Source organism: Stenotrophomonas sp. 82F1 (assembly GCF_056861525.1).
Genome location: NZ_JBSPUD010000010.1, coordinates 26,942 through 51,788, shown reverse-complemented (window position 1 = coordinate 51,788; position 24,847 = coordinate 26,942). Strand labels below are relative to the sequence as shown.

The following is a 24,847-nucleotide window of genomic DNA, read 5'->3' as shown; positions in this document are numbered from 1 at the left end:
GAACGGCATCGCGGGGGGAAGCCGCGCAGGGCGTGAATCTACCGGGGGAGGGGAGTAGACCCACGCCCTGCGTGGGAAAGCGCTAGCCCATGTACAGGCCACCGTTGACCGGATAGTCCGCACCGGTCACGTAGGAGGCTTCATCCGAAGCCAGCCAGGCACACAGGCCGGCCACTTCTTCCGGGCGACCCAGGCGTCGTACCGGCACCGACGCGGCCAGCCGGTCCAGCACGTCCGGCGGGAAGCTGCTGATCGCCTGGCTGGCGATGTAGCCCGGCGACAGGGTATTCACGGTGACCCCGCGCGAGGCGACTTCAGCGGCCAGCGCCCGGCTGAAACCGTGCATCGCGGCCTTTGCCGTGGCGTAGTTCACCTGGCCGATCTGGCCCTTGTGGGCGCTGACCGAACCGATATTGATGATGCGGCCCCAGCCACGCGTGGCCATGCCATCGACCACCTGCTTGGTCAGGTTGAACAGCGAGTTGAGGTTGGAGGCGATCACCGCATTCCAGTCCTCCACCGTCATCTGCCGGAACAGCAGGTCGCGGCTGCCGCCGGAGTTGTTGACCAGCACGTCCACCTCGCCGACTTCGGCACGCACTTTGGCGAAGGCCGCCGTGGTCGACGCCCAATCGGTCGCGTTGCCTTCGGAGGCGATGAAATCAAAACCCTGCTCGCGCTGCTCGCGCAGCCAGTTGGCCTTGCGCGGCGAGTTGGGCGCGCAGCCGGCGACCACGGTATGGCCGGAACGGGCCAGGCTCTGGCAGATGGCAGTACCGACACTGCCCATCCCGCTGGTGACGTAGGCGATGCGAAGAGTCATTGCAGAACGCTCCTTGATAAGGGAATCAGGTCGTGAAGGGATAGAGCCCGAACAACAGGCCGCCGATCATCAGCAACAACGAAATGGCGATCGCCCACTTCAGGGTGAATTTCTGGTGGTCGGCGAACTCGACCTTGGCCAGTCCCACCAGCAGGTAGGTGGACGGCACCAGCGGGCTGAGCAGGTGCACCGGCTGCCCGGCCAGCGACGCGCGGGCCATTTCCACCGGCGTGATGCCGTAGTTGCCGGCCGCCTCGGACAGGATCGGCAGCACGCCGAAGTAGAACGCGTCGTTGGACATGAAGAAGGTGAACGGCATCGACGCCACGGCGGTGATCACCGCCAGGTACGGGCCCCAGCTGTCGGGGATGATCGCCAGGAAGCTGTGCGACATCGCTTCGACCATGCCGGTGTTGTTGAGGATGCCGGTGAAGATGCCCGCAGCGAAGATCAGCGCCACCACCGACAGCACGCTGCCGGCATGGCTGACCACGCGACGGCGCTGCTCGGCCAGGTTCGGGTAGTTGATCACCAGCGCGATGGCGAAGCCGATCATGAACAGCACCGGCATCGGCAGCACACCGATGATGAGTGCGCTCATCAGGGCCACGGTCAGCGCCAGGTTCACCCACAGCAGCCTGGGGCGCTTGGTGTCTTCGGCATCTTCCACGGTCGGCAGCGTATTGCCGTCGTCGGACACGCTGTTGTCCATCCAGCTGCCACCCTTGGGCAGGGTCACGACACCAAGGCGACGGCGCTCCTTCAGGCCCAGGTACCAGGCCAGCAGCAGCACGCCGGCGCAGGCGATCACCATCGACGGAATCAGCGGCACGAACACATCGGCCGGGTCCACGTGCAGTGCGGTGGCCGCGCGTGCGGTCGGGCCACCCCACGGCGTCAGGTTCATCACACCACCGGCGAGGATGGTCACGCAGGTCATGTTCAGCGCGTTCATGCCCAACCGCTGGTACAGCGGCAGCATCGCCGAGACGGTGATCATGTAGGTGGTCGAACCATCGCCATCGAGCGAGATCAGCATCGCCAGCACGGCGGTACCGAACACGATCTTCATCGGGTCGCCCTTGACGAAACGCAGGATGATCCGCACCAGCGGATCGAACAGGCCCGCATCGATCATCACGCCGAAGTAGAGGATGGCGAACATCAGCATCACGCCGGTCGGCGCGATCTTCTTGATGCCTTCCAGCATCATTTCGTCGATGCCGGCAGCGAAGCCACCGATGAGGGCGAAGATGATGGGAATGGTGATCAGGGCAACGAGTGGCGACAGTCGTTTGCTCATGATCAAGTACATGAACGTAATGACCATGCCAAAGCCGAGGATGCTCAGCATCATCTGCGGACTCCTTGAAGAATCAGGATGTGGGGAAGTGGAAGGGGCTGACGTTTAGAAGTCGAACTGCAGGCGCCCGGTGACCGCGCGCGTGCGGTCCACCGTGGTGCCGGCCAGGCGATCGCGGTTGCGGCTTTCGATCACGTTGAGCATGAAGCGCAGGTTGTCGCGCAGGTACCAGTTGCCGCCCAGCGTCCAGCCTTCAGTGCTGCCACGGCGCAGGTCGGGTTGGCCATCGAGGTGCTGTGCGCCCCACATCTGGTCGTAGCGCAGGGCCACTTCGAAGGCACCGGCCTTGTGGCGGATGTTCTTGACCCGGGCGAAGCGGCCGGTCTTGCGGTCGTAGGCGCGGCTTTCGCCGGTGACGAACCAGCTGAGCATGCCGTAGGCGGCCATCACATCACCGCGCTGGGCACCATCATCGAAGGTGGCGCCGCTGAACTCGCCCTGCCATGACAGCGGGCCGCGCACCTGCGCATATTCCAGCGACCACTTGTTGACGTCGGTATCGCGGCCGGCGGAGAAATCGACCAGGGTCAGGCGGCTCTCGTCGGACAGATGGCCGGCCGGACGCGGGCGGATCTTCAGGCCCGGTGTGCCGTTGCCGCCCGGGTTGTCGTAGGCCTCGCGGGCCAGCGACAGGCCCAGGTGCAGCACGTCGCCCTCACTGGGGGCCGGTGCCCAGGTGACGCGGCCACCGGCGGCGCGGCCCTTGACCTGCCAGGCATCGATGCTTTCCAGGCTGTACACGCTGGCTGCCCAGGTGAAATCGCCCGGATTGGCCTGCCAGGACGCGCCCAGCCGGTACAGCGGTGCCAGCGTGGTGCCGGCGTTGCCGCGCTCCAGGAAGCTGCCGTAGTTGGAGCCGGTGCGGTCATCCAGCGAGAAGTACTGCTTGAACTGGCCCACGGTGAGCCGGCCGGCATCGCCGAAGCTGCGGCTCAGGTAGACGTCTTTGGCCTCGACACGGTCGCCGGAGAAATCGGCTTCCAGCTTGTAGTCGACCACGAAGAACTTGCCGGAAACGTCAACCCAGGCGCGACGGATCTCGGTGTCATCCTTGTTCGGCGTACCCCGGTTGTCGTTGTCGAAGGTAGCGAAGTCCAGATGCAGACGACCGCCAAGGGTGGCCGTGACCGGACGGTCGTCTTCGGCGGCGAAGGCCGGCGCGGACAGCGCAGCCAGGGCCATCATGGCGGCAGGACGCCGCCAGGCAATGCTCAATTCCACAAACCCTCCCAGGTGCACGCCAGGCGCGCGGCAATCGTGGGCACCGGACGGTGCGCGGCCGCAGTCTGTGTCGCGCAAGCTGTCATCGTCCTGTCAGCGGTTTGTGCGGTGCAGCGTAAAGACCGCCGCTGCGCTCGCCGGGCATGGCCCGGCGCTACCCCGCGACGATGCGCCCGGTGGCGCCGCCACGCCCGGCGGAACAGGTCAGCATCGGTAGCGCCGGGCCATGCCCGGCGAGCGCAGCGGCGCCATGCGGTAGCATTCGTTTCCCCCCTCACGCCCCCGCCCATGCGCCTGCTGCTGGTCGAAGACAACCCGGACCTGGCCGATGCGATCATCCGGCGCATGCGCCGCAGTGGTCACGCGGTGGACTGGCAGGCCGACGGTCTGGCCGCTGCCAGCGTGCTGCGTTACCAGAGTTTCGATCTGGTGGTGCTGGATATCGGCCTGCCCAAACTGGATGGGCTGCGCGTGCTGGCCGGCATGCGCGAGCGTGGCGACAGCACCCCGGTGCTGATGCTGACCGCACGCGATGGCATCGAAGATCGCGTGCAGGCGCTGGATGTCGGTGCTGACGACTATCTGGGCAAGCCGTTCGATTTCCGCGAGTTCGAGGCGCGCTGCCGCGTGCTGCTGCGACGTGCTCGTGGGCAGGCCAGTGAAGTGGTGCAGATCGGTGGTTTCCAGTTCGACAACGCCGCACACCGGGTGACCCTGGATGGCGAACCGATCGAGCTGCCCAACCGCGAGTACCGCCTGCTGGAGATCCTGGTCGGGCGCATCGGCCAGGTCGTGGGCAAGGATGAGATCGGCAATGGCCTGTTCGGCTTCGATGACGAAGCGGGCCCGAACGCCATCGAGCTGTATGTTGGCCGCCTGCGCAGGAAGCTTGCGGCTGCGCCGCTGCGCATCACCACCGTGCGTGGCGTCGGCTATCTGCTTGAAGCCAGCGACGGCAGCGGCGACGCCGATGGCTGACGCACGCGCTGCGAACGCCGCACCGGGCTCGTTGCGGCGCACCCTGCTGCTGTACCTGGGCGCGTTGCTGGCGGTATTCGCGGTGGCGTTGTTGTTTGCTGCACGCGATTACGGCCAACGCGCGGCGAACCGCTCCTATGACCATCTGCTGGTGTCCTCGGCCCTGTCCATCGCCGATTCGGTGGCCTTGGTGGACGGCCAGTGGCAGGTGGATCTTCCGTATGCTGCGCTGGACCTGCTGGCGATGGCGCCGGAGGACCGCGTGTTCTACCGGGTTGCCGACAGCCGCGGCACCCTGATCACCGGCTACGGCGACCTGCCCGCGTCGCCGCGTCGGCCGGGCACGCAACCGCAGTTGTTCGATGCGCCCTACAGCGGCGAGACCGTGCGTTTCGTCGTGGTCGGCCGCAGCTTTGCCGCTGCCTCCGCGCAGGGCGAGGTGCAGGTGCAGGTGGGGCAGACCCGGCGTGCGCGCGAAGCGGTGGCGCAGGAGCTGGTCAACCGCGCGCTGCTGGCGATCGGCGTGTTGTCGGGGTTGCTGCTGGCACTGGTGGCCTTCGGCGTGCACCGCGCGTTCCGGCCGCTGGTGCGGGTCGAGCGCGAGCTGTCGCGCCGCGAGCCGTCCGACCTGAAACCACTGGATGCGCGCGTGCCGCGCGAGATGGACCAGATGGTGGCAGCGCTGAACCGCTTCATGGAACGCCTGTCCAGCAGCAATGAAACCCTGCGTGCGTTCATGGCCGAGGCGGCGCACCAGATGCGCACGCCGCTGGCCGCGCTGCGTGCGCAGGCGCAACTGGCGCTGGACGACGACGATCCGCAGGACATGCGGCGCAGCCTGTTGGCGATCGAGCGCAATGCCACTCACATGAGCCGCCTGCTCAACCAGCTGCTCAGCGATGCCAGCGTGATCCATCGATCACATCTGCAGCGCTTCGCCACCGTGGACCTGGCCGAGACCGTGCACCAGGCGCTGCACGAAGCGCTGCCGCAGGCCGGGCCCACCCCGCGCGTGCAGCTGGCGATGACGGCCGAGCCGGTGCAGGTGCACGGCGACGCGCTGCTGCTGCGCGAGGCCATCAAGAATCTGGTCGACAACGCGCTTAAGTATGGCGGCGATGGTCCCTTGCAGATCGCGCTGACCGCTGAGGGCGGGCAGGCCGTGCTGACCATCGCCGACCACGGCACGGGCATCGCCGCAGTGGATGCCGAACGCGTGTTCGAGCGTTTCGCACGGGGCGAGGGCGCGCCCTCCGGCGGTGCCGGCCTTGGCCTGGCCATCGTCAAGCGGGTGGTCGACAGCCATGGTGGCCAGATCGACCTCAGCAATCGACCGCAGGGCGGTCTGGTCGCCACCATCCGCCTGCCCCGGAGCAGCACATGATCCGCCTGTTTGCCGCTGTTGTTGCCCTGCTGCTGGCCGTGCCGGCCCTCGCTGCGCCCGGCGATGTACGCCGCTTTCCCGCACAGGGCACCGCCACTGCACAGCTGCGCATCCACGGCACCACCGATATCGAGGTCTTCGCCGAAGTCATCGCCGACTACCAGCGCCTGTATCCGGGCAGCGAGGTGGTGTACGAAGACATCATCACCCAGGACCTGTACGCGCGTTACCTGCATGACCGCGCCGGACCTGCGTCGCCGGATCTGCTGATCTCCAGCGGCATGGACCTGCAGACCAAGCTGGTCAACGACGGCCACGCGCTGCCGCACCGCTCGGTGCAGACCCAGGCGCTGCCGGCGTGGGCGCAGTGGCGTGGCGAGGCGTTCGGCATCAGTTACGAGCCGGTGGTGATGGTCTACAACACGCGCAGGCTGCCGGCCGCGAAAGTGCCGCACACACGTCGACAGCTGCTGGACCTGCTGCGTGCGGAAGGCACGCCGTTGCGCGGCAAGGTCGGCACCTACGACATCGAACGCAGCAGCGTGGGTTATCTGCTGGCGACCCAGGACGCCCAGCGCGGCAGCATCGCCGGCGCCCTGCTCGGTGCGCTGGGGGACAACGCGGTGGTGCGCGAGGAGCGCACCGGCGTGCTGCTGGACCAGGTGGCCAGCGGCCAGTTGTCGCTGGTCTACAACGTGCTGGGCTCGTATGCGCAGGCGCGTATCGACGCGGGCGCACCGCTGGCCATCGTCGAGCCGGAGGACTACACGCTGGTGGTGCTGCGTACCGCGGTGATTCCGCGCACCGGAGCGCACCCGCAGGAAGCGCGACGCTTCCTCGACTATCTGCTGTCGCCACGCGGCCAGCAGGTGCTCGCGCGCGAGGCGCGGCTGATGCCGATCGTGCGCGGCGATGCAGGCGGCGACGAAGCGCCCGGCCGCAGCCGCCGCCCGATCCAGCTCGGCCCCGGCCTGCTGGTCTACCTGGATGCGCTCAAGCGCCGCCAGTTCCTCGATGCCTGGCGCAGCAGCGTGGAGCCGGCGGGGCGCTGATGCCCTGGTAGCGCCGGGCCATGCCCGGCGGATGCGGTTTGCTGCCCGTACAATAGCCGCATGAGCGAATACACCATCCTGATCGCCGATGACCATCCGCTGCTGCGTTCGGCGGTGGTGCAGTCATTGCGGCAGAGCCTGCCGCTGGCGCAGGTGCGCGAGGTGGCCAGCGCCGAAGCACTGGCCGCGGCGCTGGATGCGCAGCCCGATGTGGATCTGGTGCTGCTGGACCTGACCATGCCGGGCGCGCATGGGTTCTCCGCGCTGCTGCACGTGCGCGGTTCGCACCCGGACATTCCGGTGGTGATCCTGTCCTCCAACGATCATCCGCGGGTGATCCGTCGCGCGCAGCAGTTCGGCGCAGCCGGTTTCATTCCCAAGTCCGCGCCTGCCGAAACCATCGGTGAAGCAGTGGCGGCGGTACTCGATGGGGGCCTGTGGTTCCCGGCGATGGCGGCCGAGCGCTCCGAGGCCGACGCGCTGCTGGCCAGCCGCCTGGCCCAGCTGACCCCGCAGCAGTTCCGCGTGCTGCTGTGCCTGGCCGATGGCCTGCTCAACAAGCAGATCGCCTATGAGCTGGGGTTGGCTGAGAACACGGTGAAGGTGCATGTCACCGCGATCCTGAAGAAGCTCGAATGCCACAGCCGCACCCAAGCGGCCGTGCTGGTGAAGGCGCTGGAGCCCGAAGGTGATGCGCGCGCTGGGATGGATGGCTGATCGCGGCAGGACATTGAATTGACCCGTGTATCAGGTCGTTGTTGATTCTGTTCCGCTTCCTCGATCAGTTTCCGCTGATCGAGTTCAGTTCCGGATCGATAGAGAAAATGAATCTGTTTTCGTATCCCGCACCGATACCCTCAGATACTTCCGCGTAGCTGTATGTGGGAGACGATCGGTCTGACGCCAGCCTCTGGCCCCATGCCTGGTGATCGGCATTGCTTCGGGCTCGAGCGATACCAATGCATATGCTCAGGCCGCACGCAAGGCGCTCAAGAACGGCGTTCTGATCCATTGCGCGCATGAGAGACGATCGATAGTGCCTGGCCAGGTCCTGCGCATCCGGGCTGGATGCTGCGTCGATGGTCATGCGATCGATTGCTTCATAGGTACTACGGCTGGACCGCAGAAGGTCTTCAGCAGTCTGGCTTGAGATGCCTCTGTTCTGCATGAATCCAGACTCGACCTGAAGGTACTCGGATGTGCGTTCCGTACTATTCCTGGCCGACGCCGAAATGCGCTGATTCGATACAGTGCGGCCACGCGGGTTGGCTGATTCTGTTGTATCTGGATGACGCTGGCTGATGCTGCCTTCTTCTGTAGTTGTCTGTTGATTCCCGTCTGCTTTCGATGATTTTCCATCGATGCATCCGCTGCAGCAGAGGCCGAGAAGCGTCGCCACGATCGGGCTGAAATATCTTGTGAATGCAGGAGATACGGGAGAAACGGGCACGATCAATGCCTCTGGTCTGGCTGGCCGATTGGCCCGGTCATGCAATTTTCTGATCTTCAGCAACGGTGGTAAGTAGGGCAATGGCTCGTCTGCTGTTCAGACTATGCCCATCCTCTATCCATGGGGGCGATCGCTTTTCAGCCTCGTCTCAAAGAGCGGCCGATGGTCCTCGCATGGTGCAGCACCATTACCCCCGATGCCGCAACAGCAACTGCGTCATCAATGCACGCAGCGCCGGTGGCCGCACGGGCTTGAGCAGGAAGCCCCAACCGTTCTCGGCAGCATGCGCCTTCAGCGCATCATCGCGCTCGGCGGTTACCAGGATCACCGGCGGCCGCGCCTGCCATAGCGTGCACAGCGCTTCATACAGGTCCGGTCCGTGCCACTGCCCCATGCGCACGTCCAGCAGCAACAGCTGCGGCACGTTCAACGCGCTGGCGATTTCCAACGCGCCCTGCGGGCCGTCGGCAAGTTCCACATTGCAGCCCCAGCGTTCCAGCAGCGCACGGGTCGCCGCGCAGACGTGCGGGTCATCATCGATGCTCCATACCCGACATTGCCGCAGCGGGCTGTCATCGGACGGTTCGGTCGCGATGACCGGCGCTGCCGGCGGTGCAATCACCTCGTCGGCGCGTCCGAGTGCCACGCTGACGGCGAATACGCTGCCCTTGCCCAGCGTGGAGCGCAGGCTGATGCGGTGGCCGAGCAGGCGACCGATGCGCTCGACGATGGCAAGGCCCAGGCCGGCGCCACGTTCCTGCTCCACGCCGTCATTCAAGCGGCGGAATTCTTCGAAAATCTCGCCCTGCAGGCTTTCCGGAATGCCCGGCCCCTGGTCATGCACCTCGATGCGCAGCTGGTCGCCGGTGCGCCGACAGCCGATCAACACGCGCCCACGTGGCGTGTAGCGCAGCGCATTGGACAGGAAATTCTGCAGGATGCGCCGCAGCAGCGCTTCGTCACTGATGACCACCGCGCGGGTGTCCACCCAGTCAAGCTGCAGACTGCGGCTCTGTGCGGCGATGCCGAACTCGCGCGCCAGGGTTTCTAGTAAAGGCGAAAGTGCAAAAGCGCGCACGCGGACCTGCAACGATCCCGATTCCAGCCGAGAGATATCCAGCAGGCTGTTGAGAATCGCATCCTGTGCCGCCAGTGCGGCATCGATATGGTCGCTGGTCTGCTGCTGTGCGGGGTCACTGAGCTTGCCGCGCAGCACCGACACGAACATGCGCGCGGCATTCAACGGCTGCAGCAGGTCGTGCACCGCCGAGGCGACGAAGCGGGTCTTGTAACGGTTGGCCTGTTCGGCCTCGCGGCGGGCTTCGTCCAGATCCTGCGTGCGCTCGGCTACGCGGTGTTCCAGCGCATCGGCCAGCGAGCGCAGTTCGCGTGCGGCGTTCTTGTAGCTGGTGATGTCGGCATAGCTGGTGACGAAGCCACCATCGGGCAAAGGGTTGCCGCGGATCTCCAGCACCGTGCCGTCGTCCTTCTCGCTCTCGCGCATGTGCGGGCGGCCGCTGCGCAGGTGGGTCAGGCGGCGTTCGATGGCCTCGTCGATCGGGCCGGGGCCCAACAGGCCACGACGTGCGTTGAAGCGGAACAGTTCCTCGATCGGGCGGCCCACCCGCACCAGCCCGGCCGGGAAGCGGAACAGTTCCAGATAGCGTGAATTCCACGCCACCAGGCGCTGCTCCTTGTCGATCACCACTACGCCCTGTGGCAGATGTTCGAGGCTGCGGCTCAAGCCGACGTCGGCGTCGGTGGCGGCTTCCAGCAGGCCGTCCTGGGCGGTGCGCAGCTCCTGGGCGTGCTGTTTCAGCAGGGTTTCCAGTTCGCGCCGGCTGCGCTGGCGATGCTTGGACAGGCGACGTCGCTGCTGCACGAACAACACCAGGAAACCCAGTGCCAGCCATGCGGCGGCGCCGGCCACGGCCGCGCCTCGGCCCGCGCTGGTGGCCGCGCTGGCGTCGTGCAGCAGATGCAGGCTCCAGTCTTCGTCGGGCAGCGCCAGGGTCTGCCACAGCATTGCCTGCGGCAGTGCCGGGTCGAGCAGGCGGACCATGCGGCCGCCATCGGCCAGCACATCTTCGGTGCGCACGCGCAGCGGTTGCAGCGAGCGATCGGCATACTGCCGCGCCGCACGCATCTCGTTGCGTTCCTCCGCGCCGAGCGGGCGCAGCAGGCGGTAGCGCCAGGCATCGCGGTTGGCCAGGAACACCACGTCGTGGTTGTCGCTGGTCAGCACCACGTCCGGGCTGTTCAACCACTCCTGTTCCAGCGCGGACAGCTCGATCTTGATCACGATCACGCCGATGCGCTGGCTGTCGGCATCCAGGATGGCTTCGGACATGAAGTAACCGGGCACGCCGGTGGTCATGCCGATGCCGTAGAAACGGCCACGGCCATGGGCCAGTGCCTGCTGGTAGTACGGGCGGTAGCTGTAATCCTCGCCGACGTTGCTGGTCGGCTGGTCCCAGTTGCTGGCGGCCACGGCCACGCCATCGCGGCCGACCAAGGTCAGCGTCGAGGTGCGGGTGACCTGGTTGGCGCGCTGCAGTTTCAGGTTCAGGCGCTGCCGCTCGGCGGGCGAGGGCGGCACCTGCAATGCATGCAGCAGGTCCGGGTCCAGCGCCATCACCTGCGGCAGGGTGCCGAACCGGTCGATGCGCTGTTGCAGCCCCTGGCCATACAGCTGCAGCTGGCGCTGCACCTGCGTGCTTTCCGTGCCGAGCGCGCGTCGCCAGGCGTAGTGGCCGGCGGCGGCCGCGCACAGCACGGTGCCGGCCACCATCACCAGAACGGTCAGCAACTGCAGGCGGTGGCGGCTGAGCCAGTACATGGCGGCAGTCTACGCAGGGCCGGCGGGCGCGGTGTACACGCCCGCCGGGATCTGACACGTGGAAGGGATCAGAAGTGCATCTGCGCGCGAAGTTCGAAGATCTCCGGGGTGCTGTGCACACCGCGACGGCTGGCGTCGACCTTCACGTAGTTGGCCTGGAACTTGAAGTGGCTGGTCAGGTACCAGTTCGCACCCAGGGTCAGGTCGTGCTGGCGGCCGCCGAGGATGCTGCCGTCGTCCAGGTCCAGGCGGCTGTAGCGCGCCACCAGTTCCACCGCGCCGTAGTCGTGCGCCGGCTTGATGTTGGCAACGGCGCCGGCGTTGTACGGGCGCGATTCGCCGGTCAGCACCCAGCTGGCCATCGCGTACTGGCCGTGGCCGGTGTAATCGGGCTTGCCGTCATTGCGGGTGACGGTGGCCTGCAGCGCTTCGGCCTGCAGCGAGAACGGGCCGCGGATCCAGATACCTTCCAGGCCGGTGCGGCGGATCTGGTCGGCGGTGACCAGGGCCCCGGAATCGACCAGGCGGATGTCGGTCAGGCCGGCTTCCGGACGGGCGCGCAGGCGCGCGCTGGCCTCATGATGCACGTCGCGGCCATCGTGGTAACCGCGCGGGTTTTCCTGCGAATAGGCCAGGCCCAGGTGGATCACGTCACCCGGTGCCTTCACCGGCGTCCACACCGCACGCACCGCCTGGGTGGTGCCGGGGTTGTCGCCTTGCAGGTCCTTGCCGCCATAGGCGCCGGCCTGCAGCAGGTACTGCGGACGCTCCAGCACCCATTCCACGCCGGTACGGCGGCCTGCGTAGAACGCCTGCACGGGCAGCGCGGTCTCAAGGAAGCTGCCGGCGCGCGAAGAGGTGTTGGCATCCAGGCCGACCGGGGTCTTCATGTAGCCGAAGCGGAAGCGGCCGACATCGCGACCGAAGAACGCCTTGCTCTCGAAGCGCACGAACACGTCCAGCCAGGTGTCGGCCTGGAAGTCGTAGTAGACCATCGCGTCGTACACGCCCTTCTTTTTCAGGGTCGCGCCGAATTCCTTGCGGCGCACCGCGTCGTCATCCTCGATGCCGCTGGCGGACGAGAAGTCGTTGTAGTCGTAGGCGATGTTGGCGGTAGCGGCCAGTTCGGTGCCGTCGCCAAAGGCGTACTTGGTCGGCCAGTTGTCGAAATCCGCAGCGGATGCGAAGGCGGGGAGGGCGGCCAGGGAAAGGGCCAGCAAGGTGGGAATCGGGCGCATGGGTGGTGCGGCTCTCTCAGAATGCGTGTGGACAGGACAACAACGGCCGCAATGGCCGGAACTTTCGCAATGACGCGCCCGGCCGTTCAGGTCGGGCCACCGGCATCCCCGCGATCAGCGGTGCGGCGCCAGTGTAGGCAGCGCAGCCACCTGAACCGGGGGGCTAGTACCAATAGGTTATCTGCGCGGCGGGGCGTGGCGCGTACAAAGGCGTCCATTGGTCGCACCCCGCACCTGCAATCCAGGGGCGTGCGATCAGTTTCCACGGTAACGGTTCCCGTGCACTTCCGGGGCCGTACGTGCCTGAAAACGCCCCTTCCGGAGTCCGCCATGCACATCCCGACCGCTGCACCGGTGCCCAGCAAGCCGTTGCCGCTCTACCGCCAGCTGTATTTCCAGGTGATCGTGGCGATCGTCCTGGGCGCTGTCCTCGGCCACTACGAGCCGCTGATCGGCGAGAAGATGAAGCCGCTCGGCGATGCCTTCATCAATCTGGTGAAGATGATCATCGCCCCGGTGATCTTCCTGACCATCGTCACCGGCATCGCCGGCATGACCCATCTGCGCACGGTGGGCCGGGTGTTCGCCAAGGCGATGGCGTATTTCCTGTTCTTCTCCACGCTGGCGCTGATCGTCGGCATGATCGTGGCGCACGTGGTGCAGCCCGGCGCCGGCATGAACATCAACCCGGCCGAGCTGGACCAGACCGCGGTGCACAGCTACGTCGAGAAGTCGCACGACCTGACCCTGGTCGGCTTCCTGATGGACATCATCCCGAAGACGCTGCTCAGCGCCTTCGTTGACGGCAACATCCTGCAGGTGCTGTTCGTGGCGGTGCTGTTCGGCATCGCGCTGGCCTCGGTGGGCGAGAAGGGCAAGCCGATCCAGAACTTCCTGGAAGCGCTGGTCGCCCCGGTTTTCAAGCTGGTGCACATCCTGATGAAGGCCGCGCCGATCGGTGCATTCGGTGCCATCGCCTTCACCATCGGCAAGTACGGCGTCGGCTCGCTGGTCAACCTGGCCTGGCTGGTCGGCTCGTTCTACCTCACCGCCTTCCTGTTCGTTGCGGTGATCCTGGGCGTGGTCTGCCGCCTGTGCGGCTTCTCGGTGTTCAAGCTGGCCCGTTACCTGAAGGCCGAGCTGCTGCTGGTGCTGGGCACCTCGTCGTCGGAGTCGGCGCTGCCGTCGCTGATGGAGAAGATGGAGCGTGCCGGCTGCAGCAAGTCGGTGGTCGGCCTGGTGGTCCCCACCGGCTACTCGTTCAACCTGGACGGCACCAACATCTACATGACCCTGGCCGCGCTGTTCATCGCCCAGGCCACCAACACCGAACTGACCCTGGGCCACCAGATCGCCCTGCTGCTGGTCGCCATGCTCAGCTCCAAGGGCGCCGCTGGCGTCACCGGTGCGGGCTTCATCACCCTGGCCGCCACCCTGGCGGTGGTGCCGGAAGTGCCGGTGGCCGGCATGGCGCTGATCCTGGGCGTGGACCGCTTCATGAGCGAATGCCGCTCGCTGACCAACTTCATCGGCAACGCGGTGGCCACGGTGGTGGTGTCGCGCTGGGAAGGCGCGCTGGACCGCGACCGCCTGAAGCTGGCGCTGGATGGTCGCGAAAGCGAACTGCCGCCGCCGGTCGATGCCGTGCCGCTGGCAATGACCGAGGCGCTGCCCGCCAAGGGCTGATCCGGGTGTGTGGTACTGCGGGGCCGGTCACGACAGTGGCACGGCCCCGCAGCGTTTCAAGGCGTCCCACGGCTGTCATCGCCAGCGCCGAAGCTGTGCTCTGATAACGTCGCATACGCCATGGAATTGTGCGGTCGCAGCATCACTGCGACAGCATAGCGACAGGTCCGACCGCTCCAACGGGGGTATGATCCCCTGTCCCTTCTGCCCATTCATGTAACCCACATCGATGTCCAACGAAGATTTCAAACAGGCCGCCCTCGATTACCACCGGATGTCTCCGCCCGGCAAGATCAAGGTTTCCGCTACCAAGCCCATGCTGACCCAGCGCGACCTGTCGCTGGCGTATTCGCCGGGCGTGGCGTACGCCTGTGAAGCGATCAAGGCCGACCCGCAGCAGGCCAGCGAGCTGACTGCCCGCGGCAACCTGGTGGCGGTGATCTCCAATGGCACCGCGGTGCTGGGCCTGGGCAACATCGGCGCACTGGCCGGCAAGCCGGTGATGGAAGGCAAGGGCGTGCTGTTCCAGAAGTTCGCCGGCATCGATGTGTTCGACATCGAAGTGGACGAGAACGACCCGGACAAGCTGGTCGACATCATCGCCTCGCTGGAGCCGACCTTCGGCGGCATCAACCTGGAAGACATCAAGGCACCGGAGTGCTTCATCGTCGAGCGCAAGCTGCGCGAGCGCATGAAGATCCCGGTGTTCCATGACGACCAGCACGGCACGGCGATTATCGTCGGTGCCGCAGTGCTGAACGCCATGGCGATCACCGGCAAGAAGATCGAAGAAGTGAAGCTGGCGACCACGGGCATGGGCGCGGCCGGCATTTCCTGCGTGAACATGCTGGTGCAGCTGGGCCTGAAGCCGGAGAACATCCTGGCCTTCGACCGCGAGGGCGTGATCCACACCGGCCGTACCGACCTGGACCCGGAAAAGCTGCGCTATGCGCGCGACACCGACAAGCGCACCCTGGCCGAGATCGTCGACGGCGCGGACATCTTCCTGGGCCTGTCGGCGCCGGGCATCCTGACCGCCGAGATGGTCAAGACGATGGCGCCGGATCCGGTGATCTTCGCGCTGGCCAACCCGACCCCGGAAATCATGCCGGAGCTGGTGCGCGCTGCGCGTCCGGACGCGATCATCGGCACCGGCCGTTCGGACTACCCGAACCAGGTCAACAACGTGCTGTGCTTCCCGTACCTGTTCCGCGGTGCGCTGGACGTCGGCGCGACTGCGATCAACGAGGAAATGAAGATCGCCTGCGTGCGCGCGATCGCCGCGCTGGCCCGTCGCGCCGCCACCGACATGGGCTCGGCCTATGGCGGCGAGACCCCGAGCTTCGGCCGCGAGTACCTGATTCCGCGTCCGTTCGACCGCCGCCTGCTGGTGGAGCTGTCGGCTGCCGTGGCCCAGGCCGCGATGGATTCGGGCGTGGCCGCCCGTCCCATCGCCGACATGGAAGCCTACCGGCAGAAGCTGTCGCAGTTCGTCTACCGCACCAGCCTGATGATGAAGCCGGTCTACGATCGCGCGCGCAGCGACAAGCAGCGCGTGGTGTATGCCGAAGGCGAAGAGGAAGTGGTGCTGCAGGCGGTGCAGAACGTGGTCGACGACGGCCTGGCACACCCGATCCTGATCGGTCGCCCGGAAGTGATCGAATCGCGCATCGAGCGCCTCGGCCTGCGCCTGAAGATCGGAGAGAACATTGAAGTCACCAACATCAATGACGACCCGCGCTTCAACGAATACTGGCAGTACTACCACGGCCTGACCGGCCGTCGTGGCGTCACCGTGGCCGCGGCCAAGAACCTGATGCGCTCGCGCCCGACCCTGATCGCTGCGGTGATGGTGGCCCGTGGCGAAGCCGATGCGATGCTGACCGGCATCGTCGGCCGCTTCCACAAGAAGCTGGGTTACGTGCGCAGCGTGCTGCCGCTGGAATCGAAGGTCACCTCGACCTCGGCGATGACCGGCGTGATCAACCAGCAGGGCGTGTTCTTCTTCGTCGACACCCACGTGCAGGAAGACCCGACCGCCGAGCAGCTGTGCGAAGCGACCCTGCAGGCGGCGTACCGCATGAAGCTGTTCGGCGTCGAGCCGAAGGTGGCACTGCTGTCGCACTCCAACTTCGGCAGCCACGACTCGAAGGATGCGCTGAAGATGCGCCAGGTGCGCGAGCTGCTGCTCAAGCGCAACCCTCGTCTGAACGTGGACGGCGAAATGCAGGGCGACACCGCATGGGATGAAGCCCTGCGCCAGAAGCTGCTGCCGGGCTCGACCCTGCAGGGCCGTGCCAACCTGTTCGTGCTGCCGAACCTGGAAGCGGCCAACATCGCCTACAACCTGGTGCGCGTGTTCACCGATGGCGTGGCGATCGGCCCGATCCTGATGGGCGTGAACAAGCCGGTGCACATCCTGACCACCAGCGCGACCTCGCGCCGGATCCTGAACATGACCGCGATTGCCGCCGTCGATGCGCAGATCCGCAAGCAGATCGAAGCGGAAAAGAAGGCATAAGCCTTCGTTCCGCTGCGATCTGCAGAAGCGCGCCCCGCGGGGCGCGTTTCTGTTTCCGCCCAGCGGAAACCGGATCGGGTAGCGCCGGGCCATGCCCGGCGAGCGCGCAGCGCGGCGCTTCTCGCATTCCGCCAGGCGTGGCCCGGCGCTACCGGAGAACTGCAGCCGCCCGGTAATCGCCCTGCAACCTCGCTGCGGCCCAATACGCCCACGCGGCCTGGCCGTGGGAAGGGACCGGACCGGCCTTCCCACCCTGGGCCCGACCAACTTTCCATGGGCGGAGCAGTGTCATGCGCAGTCGAGTGAGCAAGCGGTATTTCCAGCAGTTGTTCGCGCTGTACGCCGGCTTCGTGCAATCCCGTTGAAGGCCGCCGGGGCATCGCCCCGGCAGCGTCGAACTTACCGCCGCTTCGCGCGTCGCGCGGGCGGCGGCGCAGGGGCCGGGGAGCGCGGCTTGGCGAACTCCGTCCACAGCGCCGGCAGGGTCTTGCCGGTGTGTTTCTGCCACAGCGCGGGTGCATAGCGCCCGTCGCGCAGATCCTTGTCCAGTGCCAGCACCAGTCCTGGGTGCGCCGCTTCGGCCCACTTCAGGAAAGCACCGGTTACCCGATAGCCACTTTCCACCGTCTGCCCTTGGCTCAACTTGTCCGGCAACGCCCAGCCGGCAGCGGTGTTGTTCATGCCGTAGCGATCGCGCGCGTAGTCGGCGATGCCCTCCACCAGCCAGCCCGGCACGCGCTTGTCGCCGTAGCTGGGGTAGCCCTGCACGATGTGCATCGCTTCGTGGGTCACCAGATCGATGTCATCCGGGTGCTGCACCAGCCAGCCCGGATTGATGGTGATGGTGCTGGCCTTGTCCTTGTCGCCGACGTAGGCGACGCCGTTGTACGCCGGATCGATCACGATGCGCACTTCGTTCGGCGCGGCCGGGCGGAAGTCCGCACGCTCGCGCAGGTAAGCGAAGTAGAACGTATCGATGATGCGCTTGCGCACCGGCGCGGCCAGCGCACCGGCAGCATCCTGGTAGTACAGGGTCACCCCGTCACGGCTGACCTGGCCATCGAAGGCCTGGGTCTGCGGCTGTGCCTGGCTGAGGCTTGGAAATACAAGGGTGGCAAGAGCGAGGGGGAGGAAACGTAGGCGCATGGACGTCATTGTAGGGGGGAGGGCGCCAACAGTTCGATCTCGGCCAGCTGCAGGCGCCCCGGCGCAGCCAGGCGCAGACGGTACTCGGCGTAGCGTGAGGGCGAAGCGATACGGAACGGGCGGGTCTGCCGGGCCGAGGTGAAATCTTCGCCGCGGCGCTGGTCCAGTGTTACCCAGCGCCCGTTGCCGGTACGTGCTTCCAGTGTCCATTCGCCGCCGCGGATAGCGCCGTCACCGCTGGTCAGCGTGTACATCGTCGGTACGCCATCGCCCACGTGGCTCAGCGCGATGGTCGCGCCACCGCCCAGCGGCACTGCCGTCGTGGCGTCGTCGTCCACCAGCGCGGGCAGTGCGCGACCGTCGGCCAGCGTTGCCTGCGCGCCGCTGCCCAGAAGGTCGTGCAGCAGGTGCGGCCGCTGGCCACGCGCGGTCAGCGAGCGCGGTACATCATCCACGCCGCTGCCCCAGCGCGACGGCTGCGGGCCCATCACGAAGTCCAGGGTCGCACCCTTGGCGATCACTTCGTGCGGCACCCAGGTCTTCGTCCACGGCTTGCCGTTGATCTTCAGCGACTGCACGTACACGTTCTCACGCGAATTCTGCGGCGCATTGACGGCCAATACCGCACCGCCCTGCAGCTCCACGCGCGCATGCTGGAACGCCGGCGAACCAATCGCGTATTCCGGTGCGCCCATGCGCAGCGGATACAGGCCCAGCGAGGCCAGCACGTACCACGCCGAGGTCTCGCCGTTGTCCTCGTCGCCCGGATAGCCCTGGCCGATCTCGCTGCCGACATACAGCCGCGACAGGATCTCGCGCACATGCTGCTGGGTTTTCCACGGCTGTCCGGCATACAGGTACATCCACGGGATGTGGTGTGCCGGCTGGTTGCTGTGCGCGTACATGCCCATGCGCACGTCGCGCGCTTCGGTCATCTCGTGGATGGTGCCACCGTAGGAGCCGGCGAACGCGGCGTCGGCGGTTTCCGGCGTGGCGAAGAAGGTGTCGAGCTTGGCGGCCAGCTTGTCGCGGCCACCGTACAGGGCAGCCAGGCCTTCGCCATCGTGCGCGGCGGTGAAGGCGAACGTCCAGCCATTGGATTCGGTGTAGTCGTGGCCCCACACGCGCGGGTCGTAATCCTTGGCATCCAGGCGCCAGCTGCCATCGGCCTTGCGGCCCTGGAAGAAGCCGGCGGCCGGATCGAACATCGTCGCGTAGCTGGCGGCGCGGTAGCGGAAGTAGTCGGCTTCGGTGGCGTAGCGTTCGCGCGCGGCGGGCGTGCTTGCACGCTTGGCCAGCGCTTCGGCCATGTTGGCGATGCCGAAATCATTGAGCGCCCCTTCCATCGTCCACGACATACCCTCGTGCACATCGGCGCTGGCGTAGCCGCGGAACGTCGAACGCTCCATGCCCTTGCGGCCGACATGGCGGTCCGGCGGCACCACGGTGGCGTTCTTCAGCGCTGCGGCATAGGCCTCTTCGGGATCGAAGCCGCCGATGCCCTTCAGCCACGCATCGGCGAAGGCCACGTCCGAGCTGGTGCCGACCATCAGGTCCGCGTAGCCGGGCGAGGACCAGCGTGCGATCCAGCCACCGGCGCGGTACTGCTCGATGAAGCCTTGTACCAGCTGCCCGGCATCATCCGGGGTGAACAACGCGTACGCCGGCCAGGTAGTGCGGAACGTGTCCCAGAAGCCGTTGTTGACGAACACCTTGCCGTCGCGCACCGGTGCGAAGCTGCGCGTCGCACTGCCATCGGTGTTGTCATCGGCGGCGCTGGCCTGGCTGGCATAGCGCCAATCGGGAGCGGCGGCGGTGCCCGCATTCTCGTGGCCGGAATTGGGGTACAGGTACAGCCGGTACAGGCTGGAGTACAGCGTGGTCTTCTGGTCGTCGCTGGCGTTGCCGATGTCGAAGCGGGCCAAGCGCGCATCCCACGCATCCTGTGCACGCCCGGCCACGCTTTCCAGCGTATCGGCGGCGGCGATTTCCAGCGCCAGGTTGTGGCGCGCCTGCTCGACGGAGATCAACGAGGTGGCGATGCGCATGGTCACCCGGCGCTCGCTGCCCGCGTCGAACTTGATGTAGCCGGTCGGGCGGCCGGTACCGATCTGCCCGCTGCTTTGCCACGGCCTGTCGAAGCTGGCCACCACATACATGCGGGTGGCGCCGTTGGACAGGCCGCTGCGGGTATCGGTGTAGCCGGACAGCGACTGCGTGGCGGCATCAAGGGTGAGTCCGCCGCGCGCATCAACGTTGTCGAACAGCAGGTTGGCGTCGCCGCCTGCGGGGAAATCGAAGCGGAACAGCGCGGCATGGTCGGTGGGGGCGATGGACGCGGCGATGCCGTTGTCGAAGCGCACGTCGTAGCGATACGGGCGCGCGCTTTCCTGCGCGCGGTCGAAGGACAACGCCCGCTTGCTGCGATCAGCCTCAGGCACACCGCGCGTGGCGGAGGGCATCACCTGGAAGGTCTGGCGGTCGCCCATCCACGGGCTGGGCTGGTGGCTCAGGGCGAGCGCCTGCAGCTGCGGCCGGTTCTTCGCATCGTTCTGCTCGTTCCAGCGGTACAGCCAGTTCAGTGCGCCGGCATCGGTCACCGGCGTCCAGAAGTTGAAGCCGTGCGGTACAGCGGTGGCCGGGAAGTTGTTGCCGCGTGAGAAAGTGCCGTTGGCCTGGGTGCCGCGCGTGGTCAGCACCCAGTCGGAGACGCGCTGCGGTGCCTGCCGTGGCTGCACGTCCAGGCGCACGTCGTCGATCCACCCCGACACCGGGGCGCCATCGGCGCTGGCCACCTCGAGCTCGATGGCGATCACGCGGCGGCCCTTCAACGCGGGCACATCGCCCAGGCGTACCGCCTTGCGCGCCCACTGCTGCGGATACAGCGTCTTCGAATCGCCCTGCGCCTGTGCGCCCAGCGCCACGCCGTGCTGGTCGCGCGCGCCGCTGGCGGATACGCGGCTGCCATCGTCCAGCAGCAGGTCCAGCGACACATAGGTGGAGGCCACGCTGTCCTTGCCGACGATCTCCGGCAGTACCAACCAGGACAACGTGGTGTCGGCGTCGATGGGCACATCGGTCTTGAACAGTTCGCGGCGTGCCTGGCCGCCGTTGGCGCTGTAGTGCAAGGCATGCAGGCCGCTGTAGCCGACGTTGCGCTTGGCTGCGTACGGCGCGCCAGGGCCACTGCCGACCTCGACGGACAGCGCGCCATTGGACCGGGCCGGTGCCGGTTCGCCCGGCTCGAAGGAGGTCTGCAGCCCTTGCGCCAGCACCGGCGTCGCAGTGGTCGCACAGGCCAGGGCCAGGGCGAGCGGAAGCAGGGCGCGGCGTGGATCGGACAGGGTCATGCAGGGTCTCCCGGTAGGGCAGGCGGCAGGCAGAACCCGCATCGGCGAACACCACGGACAGCATCGCCCCGTCCGCCGCAGGGCAGTCGGGAGGCGATGCAGGTCCGGTGGGGGGCGGGCCATGCGATCGGGTCAGGAATGGATCGGACCCGATGCTGCAACAGCGGGCAGCGCCCTGACAAGTGCCATTTAGTTCGATCCAAATGCGGGAAATTCGAACGGCGGCCGGTTCTGCGCGGAACTGACTGGCCTGCTTGGGGATTTCCCGCCGCAGGGCAGGGCCGCGCCGGCGCCAAAGGGTCAGCGCGGTCGCGCGGGGCAGCATCGGCGAAGGCTGGAAGCTGGCCGCCGCGCGCAGCGGCCACGCAGCGCACGGTGTTTGCCGGGCCCAGATGCTAGAATCGCAGGCCTCGCAATCCGTTCATCGACATCCGCCATGAGCCATACCGCCACCGCGCCCGCCAACGCCGAAAAGCGCTACACCGTGCACCGCAGCGATCTGCCGCTGAGCTGCCCGACTCCGGAAATGGCGCTGTGGAACTCGCATCCGCGGGTGTACCTGCCGATCGAAGACGAGCCCAACGGGCAAGCGCAGTGTGCTTACTGCGGCGCCGTGTTCGTGCTGGCCGACTAAGCGGCCGCCCCCTCGATGCGCCGATTGACCGTGGTGCAGTTGCTGCCGGCGCTGCACTCCGGCGGTGTCGAGCGCTCGACCCTTGAAATCGCCGCGGCCCTGGTCGCTGCCGGCCATCGCGCGCTGGTGGTGTCGGCCGGTGGTCGCCTGGTGCAGCCGCTGCTCGACAGCGGTGCCGAACACCTGACCCTGGATATCGGCCGCAAGTCGCTGCTGACGCTGCGCCATCTGCCGACCCTGCGTCGCCTGTTCACCGATGTGGGCGCCGACATCGTCCATGCCCGTTCGCGCCTGCCGGCGTGGCTGGGGCTGTACGCGATCCGTGCGATGCAGCCGGCGCAGCGCCCGCATTGGGTCACTACCGTGCATGGGCTGAATTCGCCCAGCCGCTACAGCGCGGTGATGACCAGCGGCGAACGCGTGATCTGTGTATCCAACAGCGTGCGCGACTACGTGCATACGCATTACCCGACGGTGCCGCACGCCAGGCTGCAGGTGATCCCGCGCGGGGTGGATGTCAGCCAGTTCCCGCGTGTGGCCCGCGCCGATCGGCGGCCGCGGCTGGCGCTGGCGGCGGACTACCCGTGGCTGGCCCAGGTCGATGGACCGCTGTTGCTGCTGCCCGGTCGCGGCACGCGGCTGAAGGGGCACGCCCACGCGCTGCAGTTGCTGGCCGACGTGCGCGCTGCCGGCACCCCGGCGCAGCTGTGGATGCTGGGCACCGACGAGCCTGGCCGCGAAGCCTATGTGGCAGAGCTGCGCAGGCAGGCAGACGTGCTTGGCGTGACCGGGGCCGTGCACATCAGCACGCCGACCGCGCGCATCGCCCAGGCGTACGCCGCCAGCGATCTGGTGCTGCAGCTGTCGGACAAGCCGGAAGCCTTCGGTCGCACCGTGGTCGAAGCGTTGTCGGTCGGCAGGCCGGTGCTGGGTTGGGACCACGGCGGCGTCGGCGAACTGCTGCAGCAGCTGCAGCCCAGTGGCGCCGTGCCGCTGGGCAATGCGCAACTGCTGGGTGAACGTGCGCTGGCCCTGCTGGCACAGCCGCCATCACTGCCGGCCCGTATCCCGTTTACCCTGCAGGCCATGCAGCGCGATACCCTCCGCCTTTATGCCGACCTCGCTGGCTGACGCCACGCCGCCCCTGCGCGACGAGCGCGCCGGCCGCTGGGCACCCTGGTGGGTGCTGGCCTACGTCGCGTTGTGGCCGCTGCCAGGCATCGCCGAAACGGTGCTGGGCCTGGGAGCGTTGTACGCCGCCGCACGCATGGTCATCCGCCGGGTGCAGCATCGACCGCATCTGCTGAGCCCGGCCGCGTGGGCGCTGACATCGATTCTCTTCCTCGGCTACTGGTTGCCGCAGGCGTTCTCGGCCTTCGATGCCGTGGACCCGTCGGCGTCGTGGACCAAGGCGGCGGCCGGGCTGCGCTATCTGCCTTTCATGTGGCTGGTGGCGATCGCCGTGGCCACCCCGCAGCGGCGGCGCTTGACCCTGGGTGGGTTGGCGCTGATCACAGGCCTGTGGACGCTCGACGCGCTGGTGCAGGCACTGGCAGGCACCAGCCCGTGGTTCTGGTCGCTGCAGCAGCTCAAGCTGGCCATCAGCGGCCACGCATTGTGTCCGCCTGAAGAAGCCGCGCTGGCTGATCGTCTCAGCGGGGCGCTTGGGCCGTGCAACCTGAAATTCGGCCAGGTGCTGGCCAGCCTTTCGCCGTTCCTGTTGTTGCCGGTGGCGCGCCGTTTCGGCAATGCGGGCTGGTTGCTGGCCGCTGCTGCAGTGGGTGTGGTGCTGCTGCTGGCCGGCTCCCGTGCCTCATGGATCACCTTCAGTCTGGTGGTTGTCTACAGCGGCGTGCGCCAACTGGGGTGGAAGCGGTTGGGCCTGCTCGCGCTGGTGGGGGTTCTCTCGGCGGGCGTACTGACCGCCAGCGTGCCGCAGCTGCGGGAGCGTGTGGCCCGCACCGCAATGGCCTGGGATGGGGGCGAGGACGGGGTCGAACAGGCACTGTCCGGTCGTACCCGCATCTGGAGCGCGGCGGCCTGCATGATCGAAGCGCATCCGATCAATGGTGTCGGTGCACGTGGCTTCCGCGATGCCTATCCCCATTGCGTTGCGGATGAAGGGCCGGCGGTGTGGGGCACGATGCCGGCGCTGCACGCCCATCAGATCGTGCTGGAAATCCTTGCCGAAACCGGCGTGCTGGGTCTGTTGCTGTGGCTGGCGGCGGTGGCGCAGGCATGGCGCGCATGGCGCTTCGCCCCGGCAGCGGCGCGTGAGCGTGCACGGCCGGCGATGCTGGCACTGGCGGTCACCGTGTTCCCGCTCAACACCCACCTGGCGTTCTATTCCGCATTCTGGGGCGGCCTGACCGTGCTGCTCGCCGCGCTGTTCGTCGGCACGTTGCTGGTGCGCGAACCGGACGATCTGCCGCGCGCCACGTAGCGCCGTATCCACGCATGGCGTGGCTCTACTGGAGTGCGTGGGGCGGGGCTGTATCCATGCATGGCGTGGATTTACCGGATTACGCGGGGACGATGGTCGTGTCTGATCAGTAGATCCACGCCATGCGTGGATGGGCTTTCCCATGAACATTGGCCGTCGTCGCGGCTTTTCCCGACCTGCCGCGAGGTGGTCCGCCAATGCACGCAGGGTCGCGCAACCCGCAGTCTGTGCCCATGGCAAGCCCCAGACTCCGTTACGGTCGCTATTCCCGATCCGGCAACGTGTACTCACTGAACACGGCGACCCACAGCCGTGCCCCCTTGTTCGCCGATGCTGCCAACGTGGCGGTCCTGGTCGATACCCTGCGTTTCATCGAACGCAGTGGCTTCAGCCACAGCCTCGCCTGGGTGGTGATGCCCGACCACCTGCACTGGCTGATGGAACTGCAGAAGGGAACCCTGGTCCAGTGCATGGCCGTGCTCAAATCACGCAGCAGTCGGCTGCTGAACCGGCAATTGGGACAGAAAGGGCCGCTGTGGCAGCACGGCTACCACGACCATGCGGTGCGCACCGATGAATCCCTTCATGAAAAGGCGATGTACATCCTGGCCAATCCGGTGCGGGCTGGACTGGCCAGCGAGTTGGGGGAATACCCGCATGCGTGGTGTCGCTGGCCGTTGTAGATTCCGGTGTCGGAACGGAGAGCATCCACGCATGGC

At 66.9% G+C, this 24,847-nt stretch carries 18 protein-coding genes; 10 read left to right on the top strand and 8 right to left on the bottom strand.

The window, feature by feature from the left end; all coding sequences use genetic code 11:
• Positions 1–82: 82 nt before the first annotated feature.
• Genes phbB through AC13GI_RS11815 form a run of 3 tightly spaced genes read right to left on the bottom strand, consistent with a single transcriptional unit; the run spans position 83 to position 3,371 of the window.
• Positions 83–823, bottom strand: a complete 741-nt coding sequence (gene phbB, locus AC13GI_RS11825) for an acetoacetyl-CoA reductase (protein ID WP_025874115.1) — start codon at positions 821–823, stop codon at positions 83–85.
• A 25-nt stretch (positions 824–848) separates the two neighbouring features.
• A complete protein-coding gene (locus AC13GI_RS11820; protein ID WP_108265490.1) occupies positions 849–2,177 on the bottom strand; it encodes a CitMHS family transporter in 1,329 nt (442 codons plus the stop codon).
• A 54-nt stretch (positions 2,178–2,231) separates the two neighbouring features.
• A complete protein-coding gene (locus AC13GI_RS11815) occupies positions 2,232–3,371 on the bottom strand; it encodes an OprO/OprP family phosphate-selective porin (RefSeq protein WP_180166070.1) in 1,140 nt (379 codons plus the stop codon).
• Positions 3,372–3,695: 324 nt separating this feature from the next.
• Between AC13GI_RS11815 and AC13GI_RS11810 the strand changes: the two genes are divergently transcribed.
• From AC13GI_RS11810 to AC13GI_RS11795, 4 genes are read left to right on the top strand one after another with little or no spacing between them, the layout of a single operon-like run.
• A complete protein-coding gene (locus tag AC13GI_RS11810) occupies positions 3,696–4,385 on the top strand; it encodes a response regulator (protein WP_380656236.1) in 690 nt (229 codons plus the stop codon).
• Positions 4,378–5,769 (top strand): sensor histidine kinase N-terminal domain-containing protein, encoded by a 1,392-nt coding sequence (locus AC13GI_RS11805; protein WP_346579767.1) that lies wholly within the window; start codon positions 4,378–4,380, stop codon positions 5,767–5,769. Before AC13GI_RS11810 ends, AC13GI_RS11805 begins: the two co-directional genes overlap by 8 nt.
• Positions 5,766–6,821, top strand: a complete 1,056-nt coding sequence (locus tag AC13GI_RS11800) for an ABC transporter substrate-binding protein (RefSeq protein WP_346579759.1) — start codon at positions 5,766–5,768, stop codon at positions 6,819–6,821. Before AC13GI_RS11805 ends, AC13GI_RS11800 begins: the two co-directional genes overlap by 4 nt.
• A 60-nt stretch (positions 6,822–6,881) precedes the next feature.
• Positions 6,882–7,538 carry a response regulator gene (locus AC13GI_RS11795; protein WP_089236778.1) on the top strand — a complete coding sequence of 219 codons (657 nt, stop codon included), beginning with the start codon at positions 6,882–6,884 and terminating at the stop codon, positions 7,536–7,538.
• A gap of 64 nt (positions 7,539–7,602) precedes the next feature.
• Here the strand turns inward: AC13GI_RS11795 and AC13GI_RS11790 are convergent, their stop codons facing one another.
• From AC13GI_RS11790 to AC13GI_RS11780, 3 genes are all read right to left on the bottom strand, one after another.
• Complete coding sequence (locus AC13GI_RS11790; RefSeq protein ID WP_482996347.1) at positions 7,603–8,334, bottom strand: hypothetical protein; 732 nt, start codon at positions 8,332–8,334, stop codon at positions 7,603–7,605.
• 124 nt (positions 8,335–8,458) lie between these two features.
• Entirely contained in the window at positions 8,459–11,110 is a 2,652-nt protein-coding gene (locus AC13GI_RS11785; protein WP_482996346.1) for a hybrid sensor histidine kinase/response regulator, read from the bottom strand.
• 68 nt (positions 11,111–11,178) lie between these two features.
• Positions 11,179–12,348, bottom strand: coding sequence for an OprO/OprP family phosphate-selective porin (locus AC13GI_RS11780; protein ID WP_033831977.1), 1,170 nt, complete (start codon positions 12,346–12,348; stop codon positions 11,179–11,181).
• Between the two features lie 330 nt (positions 12,349–12,678).
• On the opposite strand from AC13GI_RS11780, the gene AC13GI_RS11775 reads away from it, so the two are divergent.
• Both AC13GI_RS11775 and AC13GI_RS11770 read left to right on the top strand, forming a co-directional pair.
• Positions 12,679–14,034 (top strand): dicarboxylate/amino acid:cation symporter, encoded by a 1,356-nt coding sequence (locus AC13GI_RS11775; RefSeq protein ID WP_099820994.1) that lies wholly within the window; start codon positions 12,679–12,681, stop codon positions 14,032–14,034.
• Between the two features lie 229 nt (positions 14,035–14,263).
• Positions 14,264–16,555 carry an NADP-dependent malic enzyme gene (locus AC13GI_RS11770; protein WP_025874126.1) on the top strand — a complete coding sequence of 764 codons (2,292 nt, stop codon included), beginning with the start codon at positions 14,264–14,266 and terminating at the stop codon, positions 16,553–16,555.
• Between the two features lie 399 nt (positions 16,556–16,954).
• Here AC13GI_RS11770 and AC13GI_RS11765 read toward each other — a convergent pair whose 3' ends face one another.
• Positions 16,955–17,710 (bottom strand): basic secretory protein-like protein, encoded by a 756-nt coding sequence (locus AC13GI_RS11765; protein WP_482996345.1) that lies wholly within the window; start codon positions 17,708–17,710, stop codon positions 16,955–16,957.
• On the bottom strand, positions 17,707–21,051 hold the full coding sequence (locus tag AC13GI_RS11760) for a GH92 family glycosyl hydrolase (protein WP_482996344.1): 3,345 nt from the start codon (positions 21,049–21,051) through the stop codon (positions 17,707–17,709). The genes AC13GI_RS11765 and AC13GI_RS11760 overlap by 4 nt, the downstream gene beginning before the upstream one ends.
• Before the next feature lie 436 nt (positions 21,052–21,487).
• On the opposite strand from AC13GI_RS11760, the gene AC13GI_RS11755 reads away from it, so the two are divergent.
• The 4 genes from AC13GI_RS11755 (at position 21,488) to AC13GI_RS11740 (ending at position 24,811) form a co-directional block, all read left to right on the top strand.
• A complete protein-coding gene (locus AC13GI_RS11755; protein ID WP_025874129.1) occupies positions 21,488–21,685 on the top strand; it encodes a zinc-finger domain-containing protein in 198 nt (65 codons plus the stop codon).
• A gap of 15 nt (positions 21,686–21,700) precedes the next feature.
• On the top strand, positions 21,701–22,816 hold the full coding sequence (locus AC13GI_RS11750) for a glycosyltransferase (protein WP_482996343.1): 1,116 nt from the start codon (positions 21,701–21,703) through the stop codon (positions 22,814–22,816).
• Positions 22,797–24,128 carry an O-antigen ligase family protein gene (locus tag AC13GI_RS11745; RefSeq protein ID WP_482996342.1) on the top strand — a complete coding sequence of 444 codons (1,332 nt, stop codon included), beginning with the start codon at positions 22,797–22,799 and terminating at the stop codon, positions 24,126–24,128. Before AC13GI_RS11750 ends, AC13GI_RS11745 begins: the two co-directional genes overlap by 20 nt.
• Before the next feature lie 233 nt (positions 24,129–24,361).
• A complete protein-coding gene (locus AC13GI_RS11740; protein WP_482996341.1) occupies positions 24,362–24,811 on the top strand; it encodes an REP-associated tyrosine transposase in 450 nt (149 codons plus the stop codon).
• Positions 24,812–24,847: the final 36 nt, after the last annotated feature.